Here is a 20,153-nt window from a genome sequence, read left to right as displayed (position 1 = left end):
GCCATGACCATACAACAGGAAACCGACCTGCCGACCCAGGCCGGCAGCCGCAGCACCCTGACCATGATCCAGGCCATTCGCTCAGGGCTGGACGTGATGCTCGAACGCGACAGCAACGTGGTGGTATTCGGCGAGGACGTGGGTTACTTCGGCGGCGTCTTCCGTTGCACCGAGGGCCTGCAGGCCAAGTACGGCGCCTCGCGGGTGTTCGATGCGCCCATCTCGGAAAACGGCATCGCCGGTGCCGCGGTGGGCATGGGCGCCTATGGATTGCGGCCGGTGGCGGAGATCCAGTTCGCCGACTACGTCTATCCGGCCATCGACCAGATCGTCTCCGAGGCGGCACGCCTGCGCTATCGCTCGGTAGGCCAGTTCACCGCGCCGCTGGTGTTCCGCATGCCCTGCGGCGGCGGCATCTACGGCGGCCAGACCCACAGCCAGAGTCCCGAGGCCATGTTCACCCAGGTCTGCGGCCTGCGCACCGTGATGCCCTCCAACCCCTATGACGCCAAGGGCCTGCTGATCGCCTCCATCGAGAGCGACGATCCGGTGATCTTTCTCGAACCCAAGCGCCTCTATAACGGCCCCTTCGACGGCCACCACGACCGCCCGGTAACGCCCTGGTCGGGTCACCCCGCCAGCGCCGTGCCGGACGGCTACTACCGGGTCGAGCTGGAGCGTGCAGCGGTGGTGCGCCCCGGCAAGCAGGTCACGGTGCTGACCTATGGCACCACCGTCTGGGTGGCTCTGGCAGCGGCCGCCGAGACCGGCATCGACGCCGAGGTGATCGACATCCGCAGTCTCTGGCCGCTGGACCTGCAGACTCTCACCGATTCGGTGAACAAGACCGGCCGCTGCGTGGTGGTCCACGAGGCCACCCGCACCTGCGGCTATGGCGCCGAGCTGGTGTCCCTGATGCAGGAGCACTGCTTCCATCGCCTGGAGGCGCCCATCGAGCGGGTCACCGGCTGGGATACGCCCTATCCCCACGCCCAGGAGTGGGACTACTTCCCTGGTCCGGCGCGGGTCGGCGCCGCGCTCAAGCGCGTGATGGAGGTCTGAGATGGGTACCCATGTCATCAAGATGCCCGACATCGGTGAAGGCATCGCCGAGGTGGAACTGGTCAAGTGGTACGTGGCGGTGGGCGACGAGGTCAGCGAAGACCAGACCCTCGCCGACGTCATGACCGACAAGGCCATGGTGGAGATTCCCTCGCCGGTGGTGGGCCGGGTGCTGGCCCTCGGCGGCGAGCCCGGCCAGGTGCTGGCGGTCGGCGCCGAGTTGATCCGCCTGGAAGTGGCCGGCGACGGCAACCAGCGTGAGGCCAGTCGCCCCGCACCGGTGGAATCCGCTCCGGCACCCAATGCGGAAGCCCCCAAGCCTGAGCCGATACCGTCCGCCGTCCCGTCGCACCCTGCGCCCGCAGCCCAGCGCGACGACGACCGACCCACACCGCGCCCGGCCCCCGGTAGCCCACCGCTGGCCTCCCCGGCGGTACGCCAGCACGCCTGGGACCTGGGCATTGAGTTGCGATTCGTCACCGGCAGCGGCCAGGGCGGCCGTATCCTGCATGGCGATCTGGACGCCTATGTGCAGCAGCGTGACGCCGGATTGCCGCCGGCTACCGGCGGTAATGGGCTGGCCAAGCGCAGTGGCGAGGAACGCATTCCGCTGATCGGCCTGAGGCGCAAGATCGCCGAGAAGATGCAGACGGCCAAGCGCCACATTCCCCACTTCACCTATGTGGAAGAGCTGGATGTCACCGAGCTGGAAGCCTTGAGAGCCAGCCTCAACCAGCGCTGGCAAGGGCGTCGTGCCCACCTCACCCTGCTGCCCTTCCTGGCCCGCGCTCTGGTGGTGGCGGTGCGGGACTTCCCGCAGATGAACGCGCGCTTCGACGAGGAAAGCAGCACGGTAACGCGCTATGGCGCGGTGCACCTGGGCATCGCCACCCAGGGCGACCAGGGCCTGGCGGTGCCGGTGGTCCGCCACGCCGAGGCGCTGGATCTCTGGGGCTGCGCCCAGGAGGTGGCGCGCCTGGCCACCGCGGTGCGCGCCGGCAAGGCCAGTCGCGACGAGCTGGGCGGTTCCACCCTGACCATCAGCAGCCTCGGCCCGCTGGGCGGTATCGCCTCCACGCCGATCATCAACCATCCGGAAGTGGCCATTATCGGCGTCAACCGCATCGTCGAGCGCCCGGCCTTCCGTAATGGCCTGGTGGTGCCGCGCAAGCTGATGAATCTCTCCGCCTCCTTCGACCACCGGCTGATCGATGGCCAAGACGCCGCCAGTTTCATCCAGGCCATGCGCCAGCTGCTCGAACAACCCGCCACCCTCTTCCTGGAGTAGCCATGGACACCCGACTCCTCATCATCGGCGGCGGCCCCGGCGGTTACGTCGCCGCCCTGCGTGCCGCCCAGTTGGGCATCGCCACCACCCTAGTGGAGGGTGCCGCCCTGGGCGGAACCTGCCTCAACGTCGGCTGCATTCCTTCCAAGGCCATGATCCATGTCGCCGAGGAATACCATCGCGCCTGCGGGCGCGCCGACCAGGGCAGCCTGGGCATCCGCCACGGCCGCCCGGAGCTGGACCTCGGCCAGGCCATGGCCTGGAAGAACGGCATCGTCGATCGCCTCACCACCGGCGTCGCCGGCCTGCTGAAGAAGCAGGGGGTGACGGTGATCGAGGGTTGGGCCGAGATCCTCGACGGCAAGACCGTCGAGGTGCAGCGCGCGGGAGGCGAACGGCTGCGTATCCGCACCGAGCACCTGCTGCTGGCCATGGGCTCCACCTCGGTGGAATTGCCCAACCTGCCCTTTGGCGGCACTGTGATCTCGGCCACCGAGGCACTGTCGCCCACGGAAATCCCGCAGCACCTGGTGGTGGTGGGCGCCGGCTATATCGGCCTGGAATTGGGCATCGCCTATCGCAAGCTGGGTGCCAAGGTCGCCGTGGTCGAGGCCCAGTCGCGGCTGCTGCCAGGCTACGACGCCGAACTCACCGCGCCGCTGCGCCAGCGCCTGGAGCGGCTGGGCATCGAATTGCACCTGAATTGCCGGGTCGCTGGCTTGACGGAGGATGGCGCCGGACTGCGAATTACCACTGGCGATGGCCAGGAGCAGGTGCTGCCCGCCCAACGCATCCTGGTGGCTGCGGGGCGCCGCCCGCGCACCGAAGGCCTGGAGCACCTACCGCTGGACTACGACGGCCGCTTTATCCGCGTCGACGACGGGTGCCGTACCAGCATGACCGACGTCTGGGCCATCGGTGATCTCACCGGCGAGCCGCTGCTGGCCCATCGCGCCATGGCCCAGGGCGAGGTGGTGGCCGAGCTGATCGCCGGCAAGCGGCGCCGCTTCGCCCCAGTGGCCATCCCAGCGGTCTGCTACACCGATCCGGAGATCGTGGTGGTCGGCCTCACCCCCGAGCAGGCCAAGGCCCAGGGGCTGGAGATCAAGGTTGCCAGTTTTCCCTTCGCCGCCAATGGCCGCGCCCTGACCCTGGAAGCACCGGAAGGCTTCGTGCGGGTAGTGGCCCGTGTCGACGACCATCGCATCCTCGGCTGGCAGGCCACCGGGCAACAGGTGGCGGAATTGGCCACGGCCTTTGCCCATAGCCTGGAGATGGGCATGCAGCTGGAAGACGTGGCGGCCACTCTGCATCCACACCCCACCCTGGGTGAGGCGGTGCAGGAGGCGGCGTTGAAGGCGCTGGGTCGGGCGTTGCATCTGTAACGTGTGAGCCTGGCCGCAACGACATCGCGGCCAGGCGTTAGCCTCTTATTAGCCAAGCGATCGCCGTGCCCCATTACAACTGCGCGGCTATCGCCGCCCTGTCTATCACCGACCGCACCTCGCAGATGCGCCCCTTGGCAAAGCGATAGAACACATGCTCACTGAAGCGCACCCGACGGCCGTTCACCGGCAGACAGAACAACTCCCCATGCGGGGTGCAGTCGAAATCCAGCTGCGCCGCCAGCCAAGGCGGCTCCACCACCAGTAACCGGGCGACGAACTGCAGATCCGGGATGGCGGCGTGATCGCCTTCGAGCATGGCCCGGTAGCCGGCCAGGCCGAGGGGACGGCCGTTATGCTCGACCGCATCGTCGACATAGCGGCCTAGTTCAGCCCAGGCTTGGCGGTTGAGGCAGTCGAGATAGGCCTGGTAGTGGGTAGCGAGCGCGGCAGGTGCGAGAGGCATGGCGAGGTCTCCGTTGGCAGTGACTGCTAAGGGGACCTCGTCCAGCCGCCAAGGCTCCCTCAACCCAGGCGATTCTTCACCAGGCGGCCGCCCTGGAGGATGACGTCCAGTCGCTCGCCCTGCCCCACCAGGCAGCCGATGTCGGCCAGCGGATCGCCGTCCACCACCAGCAGATCCGCCAGGGCGCCGCTCGCGATGCAACCCAGCTCGCCCTCGCGTTGCAGGATGCGCGCGGCCACGCTGGTGGCGCTGCGCAGGGCTTCCAGATTACCCAGCACCTCGGCGCGGATGCGCAATTCCTGGGTCTGGTACTCGTGCATCTCGCCCAACAGATCGGAGCCGTAGCCCATGGGGACGCCCGCCTCGGCGAAGTATTCGAGGGCGCGGCGACCGGCCAGGCGCACGTCCTCGATCTTGGCCACGGAGTCCGCCGGCAGGCCATAGCGGGCGCCATGTTCGGCGAGCATCTCGTAGGTCACCTGGGTCGGCACCGCGAAGGCCCCCTGCTCGTGCATCAGTTGCGCCGTTTCCCGGTCCACCAGGTTGCCGTGCTCGATGGTGCGCACCCCGCACTCCACCGCACGGCGGATGGCCCGGGCGGTATAGGCATGGGCCATCACATAGGTATTGGCCGCCTCCGCTTCCTCGACGATGGCGCGGATCTCGGCCTCGCTGTACTGGGTATTGGCGATGGGATCGGTGGGCGAGGACACCCCGCCGGACGCCATGATCTTTATCTGGGTGGCACCCTGCTGCAGCTCTTCGCGCACTGCCTTGCGCACGTTGTCCACGCCGTCCACCACCCGGGCGATGGCGCCGGCGCGGAAGCAGCAACTGCAGGGTTCGTTCAGCAGCAATTCGCCGCGGGCGCGCATGTCACCATGGCCGCCGGTCTGCGACAGCGCCTTGCCGGAGGCGAAGATACGCGGCCCCGGCACCAGGCCGAGGGCGATGGAGCGCGCCAGGGCCCAATCCGCCCCGCCGGCATCCCGTACGGTGGTGAAGCCGCGGGCGAGCATGCCTTCGAGGATGGGCAGCGCGCGATACATGATGATGGCATTGGGCTGCAGGGCGTTGAAGCCCAGATTGGCGCTGGAGGCCAGCACATGCACATGGCAGTCGATCAGCCCCGGCATCAGGGTGCGACCGCCCAGGTCGATGACGGTGACGCCTTCCGGCGAGAGGGCGCTCTGGTCGCGCACGGCGCTGATGCGTTCACCCTCCACCAGGACTTCCTTACCGGTGATCAGGGTGCCGTTTTCGAGGTCGAGCAGCTTGCCGTTGCGCAGCAGCAGGGGGGTACTGTTAGTCATGCGGAGGCTTCCGATTGATGGCCGCTGGATGCGTCGCGGAACAGCGCGGCGCCCCCGGCACTGATGGCCGCGGCGAACATGATGTAGAAGGCCGGCGCCAGATGGCTGCCGGTGGCGGCGATCAGCCAGGTCACGGTGAAGGTGGCGAAGCCGCCGAACAGGGTCACCGCGAAGTTGTAGGCCACCGATAGCCCGGTGGAGAGCACCCGCGTCGGCAACAACTCGCCGAAGGCCGCCAGCAGCCCGCCGAGATAGCCGGAGATCAGCAGCCCCAGCACCAGCTGGAATACCAGCAGGGACGTCAGACCCGGCCAGCGATTGAGCATCCAGAACAGCGGCCAGGCGACGCAGAAGATGGCGAGGGCTGAACCCAGCAGCCAGCGGCGCTTGCCGTAGCGATCCGCCAGGCGTCCCACCAGGGGCGTCGCGACCAGCAGCACCAGGCCACCGAGCACGCCGGCGCTAAAACCCATCCCACTGGGCAGGCCCAGCACCCGGGTGGAATAGGACGGCAGGTAGAACAGCACGGCATAGGTGCACACCGTCCAGAGCACGATCATGGAAAAGCTGATCGTCGTCTGGCGCGGATAGATACGCAGCACCTCGCGCAGCGGCGACTGGGCGCGCTCGACGGTGGCATAGGCCGGGGTCTCGTCGATGCGGCTGCGGATGTAGAAACCGATGGGGCCGATCAGGGAGCCGAACAGGAACGGCAGGCGCCAGCCCCAGCTCTCCAGTTGCTCCGGGGTCAGCAGCGCCGAGAGCAGCGCGCCGAAACCCGCGCCCAGGGCCACCGCCACCCCGATGCTGGCCTGGATCCAGCTCGAGTAGTAGGCCTTTTGCCCGGCGGGCGCGTGCTCGGTGAGAAAGGCGGTGGCACTGCCCATTTCACCGCCGGCGGAAAAGCCCTGCAGCAAGCGGGCGAAGACGATCAGCGCCGGTGCGAACAAGCCCCACTGGGCGTAGCCAGGGGTCACGGCGATGAGCAGGGTGCCGACGGCCATCAGCAGGATGGTCAGCGACAGCGCGGCCTTGCGACCCCGGCGGTCGGAATAGATACCGAGCAGGATGCCCCCCACCGGACGCATGAAGAAACCAACGCCGAAGGTAGCCAGCGCCAAGAGATAGGAGGTGAGTTCGCTGGCGCTCGGAAAGAACACCTTGGCGATGATGACCGAAAAGAAGCTGTAGACGGTGAAATCGAACCACTCCAGACCGTTGCCGATCACGGTGGCGATGACCGCCTTGTTGGCCTGGCGGCGCTGGACGAGGGACGGTTGCCCCGGGAGAGTCGTGCTGCTCTGCATTGTTGGCTCCTGAATGCTGCTGGCGCAGGAAGCCCAGGCCTCCTACTACGGCGACGGCAGTTTCAATGGGAAACAGGACGAGGATCTCTGCCCTCTGCTGCCGAGCTTAAGAGGCCATCACGAGCGGTGAAAACGCTGATTGCAGGGGTTTGCATGCGCCAGGCGCATGCAAAAGGCGCTAGCCCGGCGCCGCCAAGTTTTCGTTCAGCCAGGCTTCGAAGCGGCGTGCCGCCAGGCCTGGCAGACGATCGCCGGGCCACAGCAGGTAGTAGCCGCCCTGCCCCTGCACGTATTCCGCGCAGGCCGGCACCAGGGTGCCCGCGCGCAGATGACCGTCGATCATGGGTCGCCAGCCCAGCACCACGCCATGGCCGGCCACGGCCAGGTCGACCAGGATGGGATACTGGCTCACCGTCAACCGCTGGCGGATCCGAGTTGCGGGGTGGCCCAGGCGGGAAAACCATTCCTCCCAGGACAGCCAGCGGCGCTGCCCGTCCTCGATCATCAGCAGGCGCTGGTCGAGCAATGCCGCAGGAGCCAGCTGACGACCACCTAGATAGTCGGGCGCACAATAGGCACCGACCCACTCGGGAAACAGCTGGCGTCCGGCCAGCCCCGGCGGCGGCAGTTCACGCAGGAAGTAGAGCGCCAGATCGAATTCCGGCTTGAGCAGGGTATCGAGGTTATCGAGCACCCGCAGGCGTACGTCGATGGAGGGAAAGGCCTTGATGAACTGGCCGATCAGCGGCCCCAGCCAGAGCGCCGCGACCCCTGACGAGCAAGCCAGCACCAGTTGCTGCTCGCCGCTGTGGTCCATGACCTCGGCGGTGGATTCCGCGAGCCCCGCCAGCAACTGCTGGACCCGCTCGGCGTAGCGCTGCCCGGACACCGTCAGGTGCAGACGCTTGTGTTCCCGGCGGAACAGCGCGCGACCGAGAAAGGCCTCCAACTGCGCCACCTGGCGGCTGATGGCGCTTTGCGTGAGATTGAGCTCCAGCGCGGCACGGGTGAAGCTGCCGAGCCGCACCGTCGCCTCGAAGGCGATCAGGTTGGTCAGCGGCGGTAAGGGATCGATACGCATCCGAAGGCTCTGGGCGCTAGCTGGAACGGCCAGTCTAGCGCCTCTGGCAGGTGCCAGGCGCTCTCAACGATGCTCGAATTTCGCCGGACGCTTCTCGACGAAGGCGGCCATGCCTTCCTTCTGGTCGGCGCCGGCGAACAGCGAATGGAAGACCCGGCGCTCGAAGCGAATGCCCTCGGCCAGGCTGGTCTCGAAGGCGCGGTTGACGCTTTCCTTGAGCAGCAGGGTCGCCGGCAGGGAACGGCTGGCGATGCCGCGAGCGGTGTCCAGCGTACGCTCCAGCAGCTCGGCCGCGGGAAAGACCTGGGCGACCAGGCCGGCGCGCTCGGCCTCGGCGGCGTCCAGCTGCCGACCGGTGAGGCACAGCTCCATGGCCTTGGCCTTGCCCAGGGCGCGGGTCAGGCGCTGGGTACCGCCGATGCCGGGGATGACGCCGAGGGTGATCTCCGGCAGGCCGAAGCGCGCCGTGTCCGCGGCGTAGATGAAGTCGCACAGCAGCGCCAATTCGCAGCCGCCGCCCAGGGCGTAGCCCGCCACCGCGGCGATCAACGGCTTGCGTCGTTCGGCGAGGCGGTCGGCGACGCGGAAGTAGTCGTCCAGATAGATCTGCGGATAGCCCTGCCCGGCCATCTCCTTGATGTCGGCGCCCGCGGCGAAGGCCTTGGCCGACCCGGTGAGCACCACGCAACCCACCGCGGGATCGGCGTCCAGGCGCGCCAGCAGTGCATCCAGATCAGCGAGCAACTGGGCGTTGAGGGCGTTGAGCGCCTTGGGCCGATTGAGGGTGATGAGGGCGACGCGATCCTGGATGTCCAGCAGCAGGGTCGGTTCGGCAGCGGCTTCGCTCATGGTCTTGTCCTTCTAATCGTTGAGTTCCAGCGCCAGGGCGGTGGCTTCGCCGCCGCCGATGCAGATGGCTGCCACGCCCCTACGCAGCTGGCGCTGCCGCAGGGCATGGATCAGGGTCACCAGGATGCGCGCCCCGGAGGCGCCGATGGGATGGCCGAGGGCGCAGGCCCCACCGTGCACGTTCAGGCGCTGCGGGTCCAGCCCCAGGGCATCCTGGGCGGCCAGGGCCACCACGGCGAAGGCCTCGTTGATCTCGAACAGGTCGACATCCGCCAATTGCCAGTCGATGCGGTCCAGCAGCGTACGGATGGCACCTATGGGCGCGGTAGGGAAGTCGCCCGGTGCGCCGGCATGGGCGGCGTGGCCACGGATGGTCGCCAGCGGGGTCAGGCCCTCGCGCGCCGCCGTGCTGGCGCGCATCAGCAGCAATGCCGCGGCCCCGTCGGAAATGGAGCTGGAGTTGGCCGCCGTCACGCTGCCGCCTTCGCGAAAAGCCGGCCTGAGGGTAGGAATACGGGCGGGATCGGCGCGCCGGGGTTGCTCGTCGCTGTCGATGCGCTGGCTGTCCTTGCGCCCCACCACCTCGACCGGGACGATCTCGGCGGCGAAGGCACCACTGGCCTGAGCCTCGCGCGCCCGCTCCAGGGAACTCAGCGCATAGGCATCCTGGTGCTCGCGACCTATCCCCAACCGCGCCGCGCAATCCTCGGCGAAGGTGCCCATCAGCCGGCCGGGTTCGTAGGCATCTTCCAGGCCGTCGAGGAACATACTGTCGATCAGGGCACCATGGCCGAGGCGATAGCCACTGCGCGCCTTCTCCAATAGATAGGGTGCCCGGCTCATGCTCTCCATGCCCCCGGCCAGCACCACCTCGGCACTGTCGGCGCGCAACAGGTCATGGCCAAGGATGACCGCCTGCATACCCGAGCCGCACATCTTGTTCAGGGTGGTGCAACGGGTGCTCTGGGCCAGGCCAGCCCCCAAGGCGGCCTGGCGCGCTGGCGCCTGGCCGAGACCAGCGGGCAGGACGCAACCGAGCAGCACCTCGTCGACCCGTTCCGGCGACCAGCTACCCCGCTCCAGCACCGCGCGGACCACGGCGCTGCCCAGTTGCGGCGCCGCGAGCGCGGCCAGTTCGCCCCCCAGGGCACCCATGGGCGTGCGGGCGGCGGCGACGATGACGACCGGATCGTTCATGATTTCTCTCCTAGCGCGGGGCCATGCGCAGGGCGCCGTCGAGACGGATCACCTCGCCATTGAGCATGGGATTCTCGATGATGTGGCGGACCAGGGCGGCGAATTCCTCGCCGCGGCCAAGGCGCGGCGGAAAGGGCACGTTGGCGGACAGAGCCTCGCGCACCTCGGGGGTCATGCCGGCCATCATGGGCGTCTCGAACACCCCCGGTGCTATGGTCATGACGCGAATGCCCTGCCCCGCCAATTCACGGGCGGCAGGCAGGGTAAGGGCCGCGACCCCGCCCTTGGAGGCGGCATAGGCAGCCTGGCCGATCTGGCCATCGAAGGCGGCGATGGACGCGGTGTTGACGATCACGCCGCGCTCTCCGCCGGCGTCGGCCGCACCCCGCGCCATGGCCGCCGCCGCCAGCCGCAGCACATTGAAACTGCCCACCAGATTGACGGTGACGATGCGCGCGAAGGCGGCCAGGTCATGGGGACCGTTACGCCCGAGGATGCGCGCCCCGCCGACGATACCGGCGCAATTGATCGCGCCGTGCAAGCCGCCCCAGCGCTCCAGGAGGGCGTCGACGGCAACGGTCAGGGCCTCGGCATCGGTCACGTCCACCGGGAGCGCCAGCGCCTGGCTGCCGAGGCATTCGGCCTGGGCCTGCACCGCCTCGGCCTGCAGATCCAGCAGGGCCACCCGGGCGCCTGACTCGATCAACAGCTGTGCGGTAGCGGCGCCGAGGCCGGAACCGGCGCCGGTGACCAGGAAGATTCGATCGTCGATGCGCATGGGCTAGCTCCCCGAGATGATGCCGGCATCTTCGGACCCGAGCAGAGGTCGGACAAGGGCCGAATCGCTCACCTGCGCTGAGCGATTCGGCCCACTGTCACCAGGGCAACGACCTGCCCCGTTGGTCGAGAAAGGCACCGCCCGCCTGGCCACACGGGACTCGGAGGTGGTCACCTACGCCTCCCGACCCGTTACCTCCTCTTCAATCCACCAGCGCGATACGTAGATGTCTTTTCTTGCCCAGGCTCACCCGCCGCCCGGCGTCCGTCGCCGCCAAGCGAACATCCGGGTCCACCGGCTGTTCGTCCAGCCGCAGGCCGCCACCTTCCGCCAGGCGACGCACCGCACCGCGTGAGGGCTGCAAGCCAGCGTCCACCAGCAACTCGACCAGGCTGACGCCCGCCGCCAGCCGTGCGCGGCTCAGGATGAGCTCCGGCAGCTGGCCGGTGCCGTCCCGCTCGGCGAACACCGCGGCGGCTGCCGCTGCGGCTTCGCGCTGCGCAGCCTCGCCATGGGCGAGCCGGGTCGCCTCGTTGGCCAGCACCGTCTTGGCCAGATTGATTTCCGCGCCGCCCAGGGCGCCGAGCCGGCGCACCTCGTCCAGTGGCAGCTCGGTGAACAGCGCCAGGAACCGCTCGACGTCCCCATCGTCGCAATTGCGCCAGAACTGCCAGAAATCGAAGGCCGGCAACCGCTCCGCGTTCAGCCAGACCGCCCCCTGGGCCGACTTGCCCATCTTGCGTCCGTCGCGGGTGGCCAGCAGCGGTATGGTCAGGCCATACAGCTGAGGGCCGCCCTGGCGCCGCGACAACTCCACCCCATTGATGATGTTGGCCCACTGGTCGGCGCCACCCAGCTGCAAGGTGCAGCCATAGCGCCGCGACAGCTCGACGAAGTCGTAGGCCTGCAAGAGGGTGTAGCCGAATTCTTCGAAGGACAGCGAATGCTCGCGGTCGAGGCGACTCCTGATCGCATCGAAGGTCAGCAGTCGATTGATGGAAAAGTGCCGGCCCACGGCGCCGAGGAAGTCCAGGTAGCCGAGGCCGTCGAGCCATTCGGCGTTATCCACTACCTGGGCGCGACCGTGACCATCGCCGACCTCGAGATAGCGGTGGAAGGCCTTGGCGATGCCGGCCATGTTCAGGGCGATCTGGCCCTGGGTCAGCACCGGTCGGCTGCTGTCGCGAAAGCTCGGGTCGCCGATGCGGGTGGTGGCGCCGCCGATCAACAGCAGGATGGGATGGCCGGCGCGCTGCAGCCAGCGCATCAGCATCAGGCCCTGCAGGTGGCCGACGTGCAGGCTGTCGGCCGTGGCGTCGAATCCGAGGTAACCGGTCACCGGCCCGGCGGCGAAGGCGCGCGCGAGACCGTCACGGTCGGTGGTCTGATGGACGAAGCCGCGGGCTTCGAGGGTGGCGAGCAGGTCTTGGGTGGTGCTGTCCATGGGGTCTCCTGTAGCTGGACGGTGCCAGGGAGACCGGGAGGACTTGCCTTGACCGAGCCGCCCTAGGCGGTTCGGTCATGCAGCGCAGTCCCTACCACCCGATGTCGGTCAGGTAGTAGTAATAGGCGCTGATGGGGCAAAGGAAGGTTCGCATGGGTCGCCACGCTACCGGGTCGTCCATCGCTTGGCAACCGCAAGGCGCGCCAGCCGGGCAAACCGTTCGCGCCGCCGCTTCGACCAGACGTCGCACCTCCCCTGGTACCCGCTGAACGAACGGCGACAGTGACGTTCCGACAGCTGTCCTTTGCCAGCAGTATCGAGACGCAGAGATGAACCTATCCACTTCGACCATCGAGGTGTACCGCACCGTTTTCATCACGCCAGGCGTGCCTGGACAAGGAACAGGCCTTGAGTGAGAGGATCTCGCTGATGAAAAGAATCACCCCAGGCAGCTTGCTGTTCATCCTGCTCTGCCTCACCGTTCTCGCGTACGCCACCGATCTCATCGGTTAGCCGACGCCTTCACCGGCGACTCGCCCAGGCGCGAATGAAGGTTGCCCTCCGACGCGGCGTGGCCTAGCGTTCAGGGCTCGAACCGCTGCAGAGCCGCACTGCTATGCCTGATCAACATTCCAGCGCCGTCGAGAGCATCGACTTGCTGAATTCGCTCGACGCCGTCGCTACGCTGCTCAAGGTCGCCTGCGATCTCAGCGGCCTGAAGTTCGCCGCCGTGGCGGAAGTCTCCGCAGAGCGCTGGATCGCCTGCGCCGTACACGACCGGTTGGACTACGGCCTGACCGTGGGCACCGAGCTCGAACTCGAAGCCACCTTCTGCGACCACGTGCGCTCCTCCCACGATGCCGTGATCATCGCCGACGTGGCCCAGGACGCCACCTACTGTGACCATCCGCTGCCCCAACGCTACGGCTGGAAGAGCTATCTGTCGCTACCGGTGTTCCGCCCCAACGGGACCTTCTTCGGCACCCTGTGCGGATTCGATCGGCAGCCTGCTCCCCTGCTCGAGCAACCCGCGGTGATCGGCAGCCTGGAGGGTTTCGCCCGGCTGCTGGGCGAGTTGATCGCCCGCGAGGAACAGCGGCGCGACGAAGCCCCAGGTCCGCGTGGCGAGACCGACCTGCAGGCCTTGCATGACCAGTTGCTGGTGCTATTCGAACAGGACCTTCAACGACCGCTGCACGCCCTGGCGTCGGCGGCGACCGAGGGCATCGAGCAGCTTCCCGCCGCGCAACGCTGGCAGGCCGAGGCCCGGCGCCTGGCACGACGCAGCGCCGAGGCGGCCGATTTCGTTCGCGCACGGCTGGGCCATGGCCCGCTGTTGAAGCCGACGGCGGTCGAAGGGATGAACGGCCATATCGAAGCCCTGGTCGCCAGCCTGCGAGGACGCTATCCCGACCCGGTTTTCCACACCGCCCTACCGACCTTGCCCGCCACCGTGCGCCTGGATCTGCCGCGCCTGCTGCAGGCGTTGGAAGCGCTTCTGGATTACACTGCGAACCAGACGGCGTCGGGCCAGATCATTCACCTGAGCGGCGAAATCAGGGAGCGCGCCTATCTCCTCAAAGTGGAAGGCCCAGGTACGCCAATGCAACCTGACGCACCCGCCCAGAGCTTCCGGCCTGTGCTGGTCCCGTCCGCTACGGGCAGTCCGGCAGGTCTCGCCCTCGGGTTGTATCTGGCCCGGGAGATCGTTCGGGGCCACGGCGGCAGCCTCACCGCCCGCACGCTGGACGGTCGCCAGCACTTCACCCTGACCCTTCCCACCGCTCTGGACTGACGCCCTTGTCACTACCCTTCCCCTTGCTGGTGATCCGTCACGGCGAAACCGACTGGAACGCCAGCGGCCGCCTGCAGGGTCGCCAGGACATTCCGCTCAACGCCCGCGGACGCGCCCAGGCGCAGGCCGTCGGCCTTGCCCTGCGCGAGCGTTTCGACCTCACTACCTTCGCCTGCCTGAGCAGTCCTCTGATACGGGCGAGCGAGACGCTGGACCTGATCCTGGCGCAACACCCAAGCAGCCCCCGCTCCCGGGGAACCGACGCCCGCCTGGCGGAAAAAGCCTTTGGCGAATGGGAAGGCCTGGATGCCCAGACCATCGCCGCGCGCTATCCCCAGGAACATGCCCAGCGGGCCCGCGCGCCCTATGACTTCCGCGCGCCCGGCGGCGAAAGCTACGCGGATGCCGCTGAACGCGTGCGCCCGCTGCTGGCCAGCCTCGCGGGACCGACCCTGCTGGTCGCCCATGGCGGGCTGATCCGCAGCCTGCTGGTGGCAACCGGGCTAGCCGCACCGAGCGTAGCCACCCAGCTCGTCATCCACCAGGGTCGCTGGCTGGAACTCGATGAGAGCGGCTACCGCTGGTACAGCGCCGCGGACTGGGCCGACGACGCCAAGGATCCGGAAGCCCGCCTCAGTTAAGGCGCCGGGCGAACTGGCTGACAGCACCGACCACCTGGCGGGCGCCGTCCTGGATCTCGGTGATGCGCACCCCGGCATCGTTCGCCAGTTGCAACCCCTGCTCCGCCTGCTGCCGACTCGCCGCCATGTTGGCCACCGCGGTCTGCGCCAATTGCTGGTTCTGCTGCACCACGCCGACGATCTCCTCGGTCGCCTTGCTGGTACGCCCGGCCAACTGGCGCACCTCGTCGGCCACCACGGCGAAACCGCGCCCCTGCTCGCCGGCCCGCGCCGCCTCGATGGCGGCATTGAGCGCCAGCAGATTGGTCTGCTCGGCGATGCCGCTGATGGTCTTGACGATGGCGCTGATCACCAGGGACTGCTTGCCCAGATCCTCGATGCCATTGGCGGCGACCTGGATCTCGTCGGCGATGCGGGTCATGACCGCCACCGTGTCCTGCACCACCGCCGCTCCCTGACGAGCGCTTTCGTCGGTGGTCTGGGAAATGTCGAAGGCCACCCGCGCCGCCTCGGCCACGGCCAGCTCCTGCTCCACCTGATCGGTGATGACGGTGGCGAACTTGATGACCTTGTACAACTCGCCGCGGGTATTGAGCACCGGGTTATAGGAGGCTTCCAGCCAGACGGTGCGACCCTGGCTGTCGATCCGCTTGAAACGTCCGGCTACGTAGTCGCCGCGATTCAAGCGCTCCCAGAAGGCGCGGTAGTCGGCCGACTCCGCTTCGTCGCGGGTGCAGAACAGCCGATGATGCTTGCCGACGATCTGGCTCAGAGAGTAGCCCATCCCCTGCAGGAAGCGCTCGTTGGCGGTCAACACCTCGCCAGCCAGGTTGAATTCGATGACCGCGGTGGATCTCAGCAAGGCATTGATGATCCCCGAGTGCTCGGTGGAGGTTTCCACCTGCTCGGTACGGTCATAGGCATAGCAACGGATCTGCCGGATCTGACCCTGGGTATCCCGTACCGGCGTCCAGATCGCATAGAGCCAGGCCACGCCACCGGCGCCCCGCAGCAGGCGGTAGATACCGCTGGCCTGGCGCCCTTCGCTGAAACTGCGCTTGAGATCGCGGTAGCAGTCCATGCACTTCACGTAGTCGGGAATGATGTCATCGAGGGTGCGCCCGGTCAGGCTGCCCGGCGCGTAGCCCAGGCAGAGCGCGAAATTCTCGTTGAAATCCTCGATCCGTCCCTGAGCGTCCAACAGCACGTGCAGCGAATCCTGATGGAAGGCCGCTGAGACCTGCCGGTGCTCGGCGAGCTCAGCTTCCAGTTCGGCAATACGGCGTTTGAGCGAAGAGTTGAACATGGGATCACCCAGGAAAGTTGTGTCTTTCTCTGGTTCGACGCGCCAGGAAATTTCTTGACGTAGCTCCGGACGAGTTGTCTGACCATATCCTCGGATCCAGGCCATGCCGCCGCCGCCAGGAGCTGCCCGGGTCGAAACCGCGTCGGCTCTAGTCTGCGCCCGTGGCTTCGCTTGGCCGAAGCCACGGCTATTCCGGCGGCGCCGCTTCGCCTGCCACACAACCGTTCAGCGATCCGACGAACGGCTTTACCTAATCGGCTATGGCCAGACCCGCCACCGGCTGCCGAATCCCCTCTTCGAGGCGGCGAACCAGACCAGCGAGATCGACCAGCGTAGCCTGCCGGCTGTTCCCCGGCGTACCGACGCCCACCCAGCTCTGTGCCCGTTGCGCCGGCAACCCTCCGCCGTCCAGCGGCGGTTTCCAACTACGGGCCAGGGCATCCTCACGCAAACCGGTGAAGGTATCGATGGCCTCTACCTGCTGCACGACGAAGCCCAGGCGTCGTTGCTGCCCCTGCACCACGATGACCTGATCGCTGGTGGCAGACTCGACGCTCCGCTCGCCCGCCAGAGTCCGCAGGCATATCAGCGTGATCTGCTGGCCACGTACTTCCATCAGACCGAGCAACCGTGGATCGGCCTGTCCGAGGCGCAGATAGCGCGCCGGAAGCGGCAATACCTCGGCCACCTGCTCCAGGGGTACGGCAAACAGCAGTCCTGCCAGGAAGGTCAGACAAGGCTGGCGCTGCCCTTGGCGGTGCTGCTCGACCAGCAGATTGCGATCGGTTCGATAGATGCGCGCATAGGCCACCGTCGCCTCCAGACAGCCGAGCGCCCGATGATCGATCACCACGGCCGACTCGCCCGCGGGATCGGCGAACACTCCGTGCAGCAACTCCGGCTGCGCAAGGCCGAACCCGAGCAGCGGCGTGCAGTGCGCCGGATCGCGTCGCCACATGCCGAGCAGCCGCTCGAAGCCGAAAGCCACGCGATACTCGCCCTGGGTCCCCGCGGCCAGCACCAGCAGATGCTGGCGCCCCTCGCTCACCGGCGCGGCAAGACCCAACAGCCCGGACAACTCCAGCACCGGCAGCGTCTGCCCACGCAACTGCACCTCGTGACGGCAGGCATCGCTGGCGAACTCGCTGGCCGTCAACTGTGGCCGGTCTACCAACTCCTGTACCACCGCCGCATCCAGGCACAGGCGCTGGCCGTCGCACTCGAACAGCAGGTAAAGGCGCTCCTGGCCATTACCCGCGCCAACCAGTTCGCGTCTATCCCTGGGCGAGTCGGCGCTGAGTTCGAAGCCCGGCAGCCTCACCAACAGCTCCAGGTCGAGCAGATGCACCAGCCGCCCCGTGCGCGGCTCCAGATGGATCCGCCCCAACAGCCGGTCGGCAGTGCCCTGCAAGCGGTCGATCACCTCGTCCGCCAGTGTGAGGATATCCACCACGCCATCGATGCCCAGGCCGAAGCGACCGCCGCCGTGATGGATCACCGCGACACTGCGCGGTGTATCAGGCACGGGCAGGCCGAGCAAGGCATGGCCGTCTACCAAGGGCAGCGGTCGCCCGCTCAACTCGAACAATCCCAGCAGCCAGGGCGCAGCGCTGGGATGTGAGACCAGGCGCTCCGGCCAGGACACCACCCGCTCCAGGGCCTCGGCGGGAATGGCGACCTCCAGGGTGCCAATCCGCACCACGCCCTGAGCCAGGCTCACGAACGCGCTCCGACCGGAAGCGGGCTGGCCGCATTGGTCACCGCATCCAGCTCCTGGATCAGTTGGTTGACTCGCGCCGCATCGTCGAGCTGCTGCGCGGTAGAGCCATTGATGGCCTCGATGGATCTCTGGGTCTTACCCATCCCTTCCGCGATCAGACCGAACGCCTCGCCCACGCTGCGGGAAATCTCGCTGCCCTGGGCAATGCTCTTGACCGACTCCAAAATCAGCTTGTTGATCTCTTTGGTCGCCTGGGACGACTTCTCGGCCAACTTGCGTACCTCGTCGGCTACCACCGAGAAGCCCAACCCGTGCTCACCGGCACGAGCCGCCTCGATGGCGGCGTTGAAGGCCAGCATGTTGGTCTGGTTGGCGATATCGCTGATCACCTGAACGATATCCTGGATGCCTCCCGCGGTAGTGCCTATGGTCTCCATGGCGTCGAGCGAACGAGTAAGCGTCAGAGAGCCGCGCTCCGCTTCCTCCAACGTACGCCGGGCGATGCGGTTGGCATCGTCGGTGGTCTCGGCGATCTGATTGATGGACTGGGTCAGCGCCTGCAACGACAGATTCATCTGCTCGATCTTCTGCCGCACACGTTGCTCCATTTCCACCTGGCGGGTGATGTCGGTGGCGAACTTCACCACCTTGTGCACCTGGCCGTCGGCATCGAAGATCGGGTTGTAGGTGGCCTGGATCCAGATCCGCTGGCCGAATTTACTCAACCGCATGAACCGCCCACCGAACACCTCGCCCTGGGCCAGCCGCGCCCAGAACTCGCGGTACTCGCTCGAGGCCACGTACTCGTCCTCGCAGAAGATACGGTGATGCTGATGACGGATTTCCTCCAGGCGATAGCCCAGGGTCGCCAGGAAGTTGCGATTGGCATCGAGGATCTTGCCGGTGAGATCGAATTCGATCACCGCCTGGCCGCGATCGATGGCTGCCACCTTCCCGGCATAGTCACTGTTGCGGATCTGGCTTTCAGTGATGTCCACCGCGAACTTCACCACCTTGCACGGCTTGCCGTCGGCATCGAAGATCGGGTTATAGGTGGCCTGGATCCAGATCTCCTCACCCCGGCTGTTACGCCTCTTGTACACCCCGGCATCGAATTCGCCCCGTGCCAGTTTGTCCCAGAACAACCGGTATTCGGCCGAGCGCGCGTAGTCGTCGGGGCAGAAGATGCGGTGGTGCTTGCCCACTACCTCGTCGGCCTGGTAGCCCAGCGCCAGGAGGAAATTGCGGTTGGCGGTGAGCACCGTGCCGTCGACGGAAAACTCGGCGATGGCCTGGGAACGGTCGATGGCGGCGACCTTGCCCTCGTAATCGCTGTTGCGCAGCTGGCTTTCGGTCACGTCGCTGGCGAACTTCACCACCTTGTAGGGATGCCCCTCGGCATTGAGGATCGGATTGTAGGTCGCCTGGATCCACACCTGGCGACCATCACTGGCGCGGCGCTTGTACAGCCCGGTATCGAAGTCGCCACGTCCGAGCTTCTCCCAGAACAGCCGATAGGCCGGCGAGCGCGCATAGTCCGGCTCGCAAAAGATCCGGTGATGCTTGCCACGCACCTCTTCCAGACTGTAGCCAAGCGCGGACAGGAAATTCTCGTTGGCATCGAGAATATTGCCGTGCAGATCGAACTCGATCACCGCCTGGGCACGGTCGATGGCCGCCATCTTGCCTTGGAACTCGGCCGCCTGTATTTGCGCGGCGGTCACGTCGGTAGCGAACTTGACCACCTTGTAGGGTCGGCCGTCAGCATCCAGGATGGGGTTGTAGGTGGCCTGAATCCAGATCGGTCGACCATCGCGGCGGATGCGCTTGTACACGCCGGAGTCGAATTTCCCCTGTCCCAGCCGATTCCACAACAAGGCGTAATCTGCCGACCGTGCATAGTCGGCCGGGCACATCAGGCTGTGATGGCGACCGCGCAGCTCTTCCAGCGCATAACCCGTCATGTCGAGGAAGTTATCGTTGGCCCAGAGCACATTGCCCTGCAGATCGAACTCGATCACCGATTGCGACCTATGGATAGCCGCGATCTTGCCCTCGTACTCAACCGCCTTTAGACGACTCTCGGTGACGTCGGTGGCGAACTTGATGATGCGTACCGGTTGCCCCTCGGCATCGAGCAGCGGATTGTAGGTGGCGCGGATCCACACCACGCCGCCGTCCTTGCGCTGCCGACGATAGACGCCACTATGGAATTCGCCGCGTCCCAGCGTTTCCCAGAAGCTCTGGTAGTCGCCGCTCTCCACGACCTCTGCCGGGCAGAACAGCCGGTGGTGCCGACCGCGCACCTCGTCCAGGCTGTAGCCGAAGGTCTGCAGGAAGTTGTCGTTGGCCTGTAGCACCGTGCCTGCGAGATCGAATTCGATGATCGCGAGCGATTTGTCCAACGCCTGGCGCAAGGCGTGGTAAGCGGAAGCTACATCGACGGCAGCGGGCTCGGCGGGGGCGGAAAGCATGGGCAGCTCCAGAGATAGGTCTTGTCCTCCCGTTATCGGCAATCGCG

The 20,153-nt window shown here is 66.9% G+C and carries 14 protein-coding genes and 4 pseudogenes; 5 read left to right on the top strand and 13 right to left on the bottom strand.

Features of this window, described 5'->3' with window-relative positions; genetic code table 11:
* Window positions 1-3 precede the first annotated feature (3 nt).
* The 3 genes from FAZ11_RS07860 to lpdA are packed head-to-tail and all read left to right on the top strand — an operon-like array spanning window position 4 to window position 3,735.
* Window positions 4-1,062 carry an alpha-ketoacid dehydrogenase subunit beta gene (locus FAZ11_RS07860; protein WP_058771774.1) on the top strand — a complete coding sequence of 353 codons (1,059 nt, stop codon included), beginning with the start codon at window positions 4-6 and terminating at the stop codon, window positions 1,060-1,062.
* A gap of 1 nt (window position 1,063) precedes the next feature.
* Window positions 1,064-2,350 carry a dihydrolipoamide acetyltransferase family protein gene (locus FAZ11_RS07855; RefSeq protein WP_058771773.1) on the top strand — a complete coding sequence of 429 codons (1,287 nt, stop codon included), beginning with the start codon at window positions 1,064-1,066 and terminating at the stop codon, window positions 2,348-2,350.
* Between the two features lie 2 nt (window positions 2,351-2,352).
* A complete protein-coding gene (gene lpdA, locus FAZ11_RS07850) occupies window positions 2,353-3,735 on the top strand; it encodes a dihydrolipoyl dehydrogenase (protein WP_137279468.1) in 1,383 nt (460 codons plus the stop codon).
* Between the two features lie 73 nt (window positions 3,736-3,808).
* Here the strand turns inward: lpdA and FAZ11_RS07845 are convergent, their stop codons facing one another.
* From FAZ11_RS07845 to tyrS, 8 genes are all read right to left on the bottom strand, one after another.
* Window positions 3,809-4,201: an ester cyclase gene (locus FAZ11_RS07845; RefSeq protein ID WP_058771771.1), complete on the bottom strand. Its 393-nt coding sequence runs from the start codon at window positions 4,199-4,201 to the stop codon at window positions 3,809-3,811.
* A gap of 59 nt (window positions 4,202-4,260) precedes the next feature.
* Window positions 4,261-5,514, bottom strand: a complete 1,254-nt coding sequence (locus tag FAZ11_RS07840; protein ID WP_058771770.1) for a metal-dependent hydrolase family protein — start codon at window positions 5,512-5,514, stop codon at window positions 4,261-4,263.
* Entirely contained in the window at window positions 5,511-6,821 is a 1,311-nt protein-coding gene (locus tag FAZ11_RS07835) for an MFS transporter (RefSeq protein ID WP_137279469.1), read from the bottom strand. The genes FAZ11_RS07840 and FAZ11_RS07835 overlap by 4 nt, the downstream gene beginning before the upstream one ends.
* Window positions 6,822-6,999: 178 nt before the next feature.
* A complete protein-coding gene (locus FAZ11_RS07830; protein WP_058771768.1) occupies window positions 7,000-7,902 on the bottom strand; it encodes a LysR substrate-binding domain-containing protein in 903 nt (300 codons plus the stop codon).
* Between the two features lie 63 nt (window positions 7,903-7,965).
* Window positions 7,966-8,751, bottom strand: a complete 786-nt coding sequence (locus tag FAZ11_RS07825) for an enoyl-CoA hydratase (protein ID WP_058771767.1) — start codon at window positions 8,749-8,751, stop codon at window positions 7,966-7,968.
* A gap of 12 nt (window positions 8,752-8,763) precedes the next feature.
* Window positions 8,764-9,948: an acetyl-CoA C-acyltransferase gene (locus FAZ11_RS07820; RefSeq protein ID WP_058771766.1), complete on the bottom strand. Its 1,185-nt coding sequence runs from the start codon at window positions 9,946-9,948 to the stop codon at window positions 8,764-8,766.
* A 10-nt stretch (window positions 9,949-9,958) separates the two neighbouring features.
* Window positions 9,959-10,726, bottom strand: a complete 768-nt coding sequence (locus tag FAZ11_RS07815; RefSeq protein WP_058771765.1) for an SDR family NAD(P)-dependent oxidoreductase — start codon at window positions 10,724-10,726, stop codon at window positions 9,959-9,961.
* 202 nt (window positions 10,727-10,928) lie between these two features.
* Window positions 10,929-12,170: a tyrosine--tRNA ligase gene (gene tyrS, locus FAZ11_RS07810; RefSeq protein WP_058771764.1), complete on the bottom strand. Its 1,242-nt coding sequence runs from the start codon at window positions 12,168-12,170 to the stop codon at window positions 10,929-10,931.
* Between the two features lie 616 nt (window positions 12,171-12,786).
* Between tyrS and FAZ11_RS07805 the strand changes: the two genes are divergently transcribed.
* Both FAZ11_RS07805 and FAZ11_RS07800 read left to right on the top strand, forming a co-directional pair.
* Window positions 12,787-13,965 carry a sensor histidine kinase gene (locus FAZ11_RS07805; protein ID WP_137279470.1) on the top strand — a complete coding sequence of 393 codons (1,179 nt, stop codon included), beginning with the start codon at window positions 12,787-12,789 and terminating at the stop codon, window positions 13,963-13,965.
* Window positions 13,966-13,970: 5 nt separating this feature from the next.
* Window positions 13,971-14,606, top strand: a complete 636-nt coding sequence (locus FAZ11_RS07800; protein WP_058771762.1) for a histidine phosphatase family protein — start codon at window positions 13,971-13,973, stop codon at window positions 14,604-14,606.
* Here FAZ11_RS07800 and FAZ11_RS25405 read toward each other — a convergent pair.
* From FAZ11_RS25405 to FAZ11_RS07785, 5 genes and pseudogenes are all read right to left on the bottom strand, one after another.
* Window positions 14,599-15,036, bottom strand: a pseudogene (locus FAZ11_RS25405) (methyl-accepting chemotaxis protein); the annotation flags it as partial. The gene FAZ11_RS07800 and the pseudogene FAZ11_RS25405 overlap by 8 nt on opposite strands.
* A gap of 105 nt (window positions 15,037-15,141) precedes the next feature.
* A pseudogene (locus tag FAZ11_RS25400) lies at window positions 15,142-15,912 on the bottom strand (PAS domain-containing protein); the annotation flags it as partial.
* Between the two features lie 250 nt (window positions 15,913-16,162).
* On the bottom strand, window positions 16,163-17,632 hold the full coding sequence (locus FAZ11_RS07790) for a chemotaxis protein CheW (RefSeq protein WP_058787341.1): 1,470 nt from the start codon (window positions 17,630-17,632) through the stop codon (window positions 16,163-16,165).
* A pseudogene (locus FAZ11_RS25395) lies at window positions 17,629-18,075 on the bottom strand (methyl-accepting chemotaxis protein); the annotation flags it as partial. The gene FAZ11_RS07790 and the pseudogene FAZ11_RS25395, both read right to left, overlap by 4 nt.
* A 165-nt stretch (window positions 18,076-18,240) precedes the next feature.
* Window positions 18,241-20,106: pseudogene (locus FAZ11_RS07785) on the bottom strand (PAS domain-containing protein); the annotation flags it as partial.
* Between the last annotated feature and the right edge of the window lie 47 nt (window positions 20,107-20,153).

Source organism: Pseudomonas rhizoryzae, from assembly GCF_005250615.1.
Taxonomy (GTDB): Bacteria; Pseudomonadota; Gammaproteobacteria; order Pseudomonadales; family Pseudomonadaceae; genus Chryseomonas; species Chryseomonas rhizoryzae.
The sequence above is the reverse complement of the archived record's forward strand: the minus strand, read 5'-3'. Positions and strand labels throughout refer to the sequence as shown.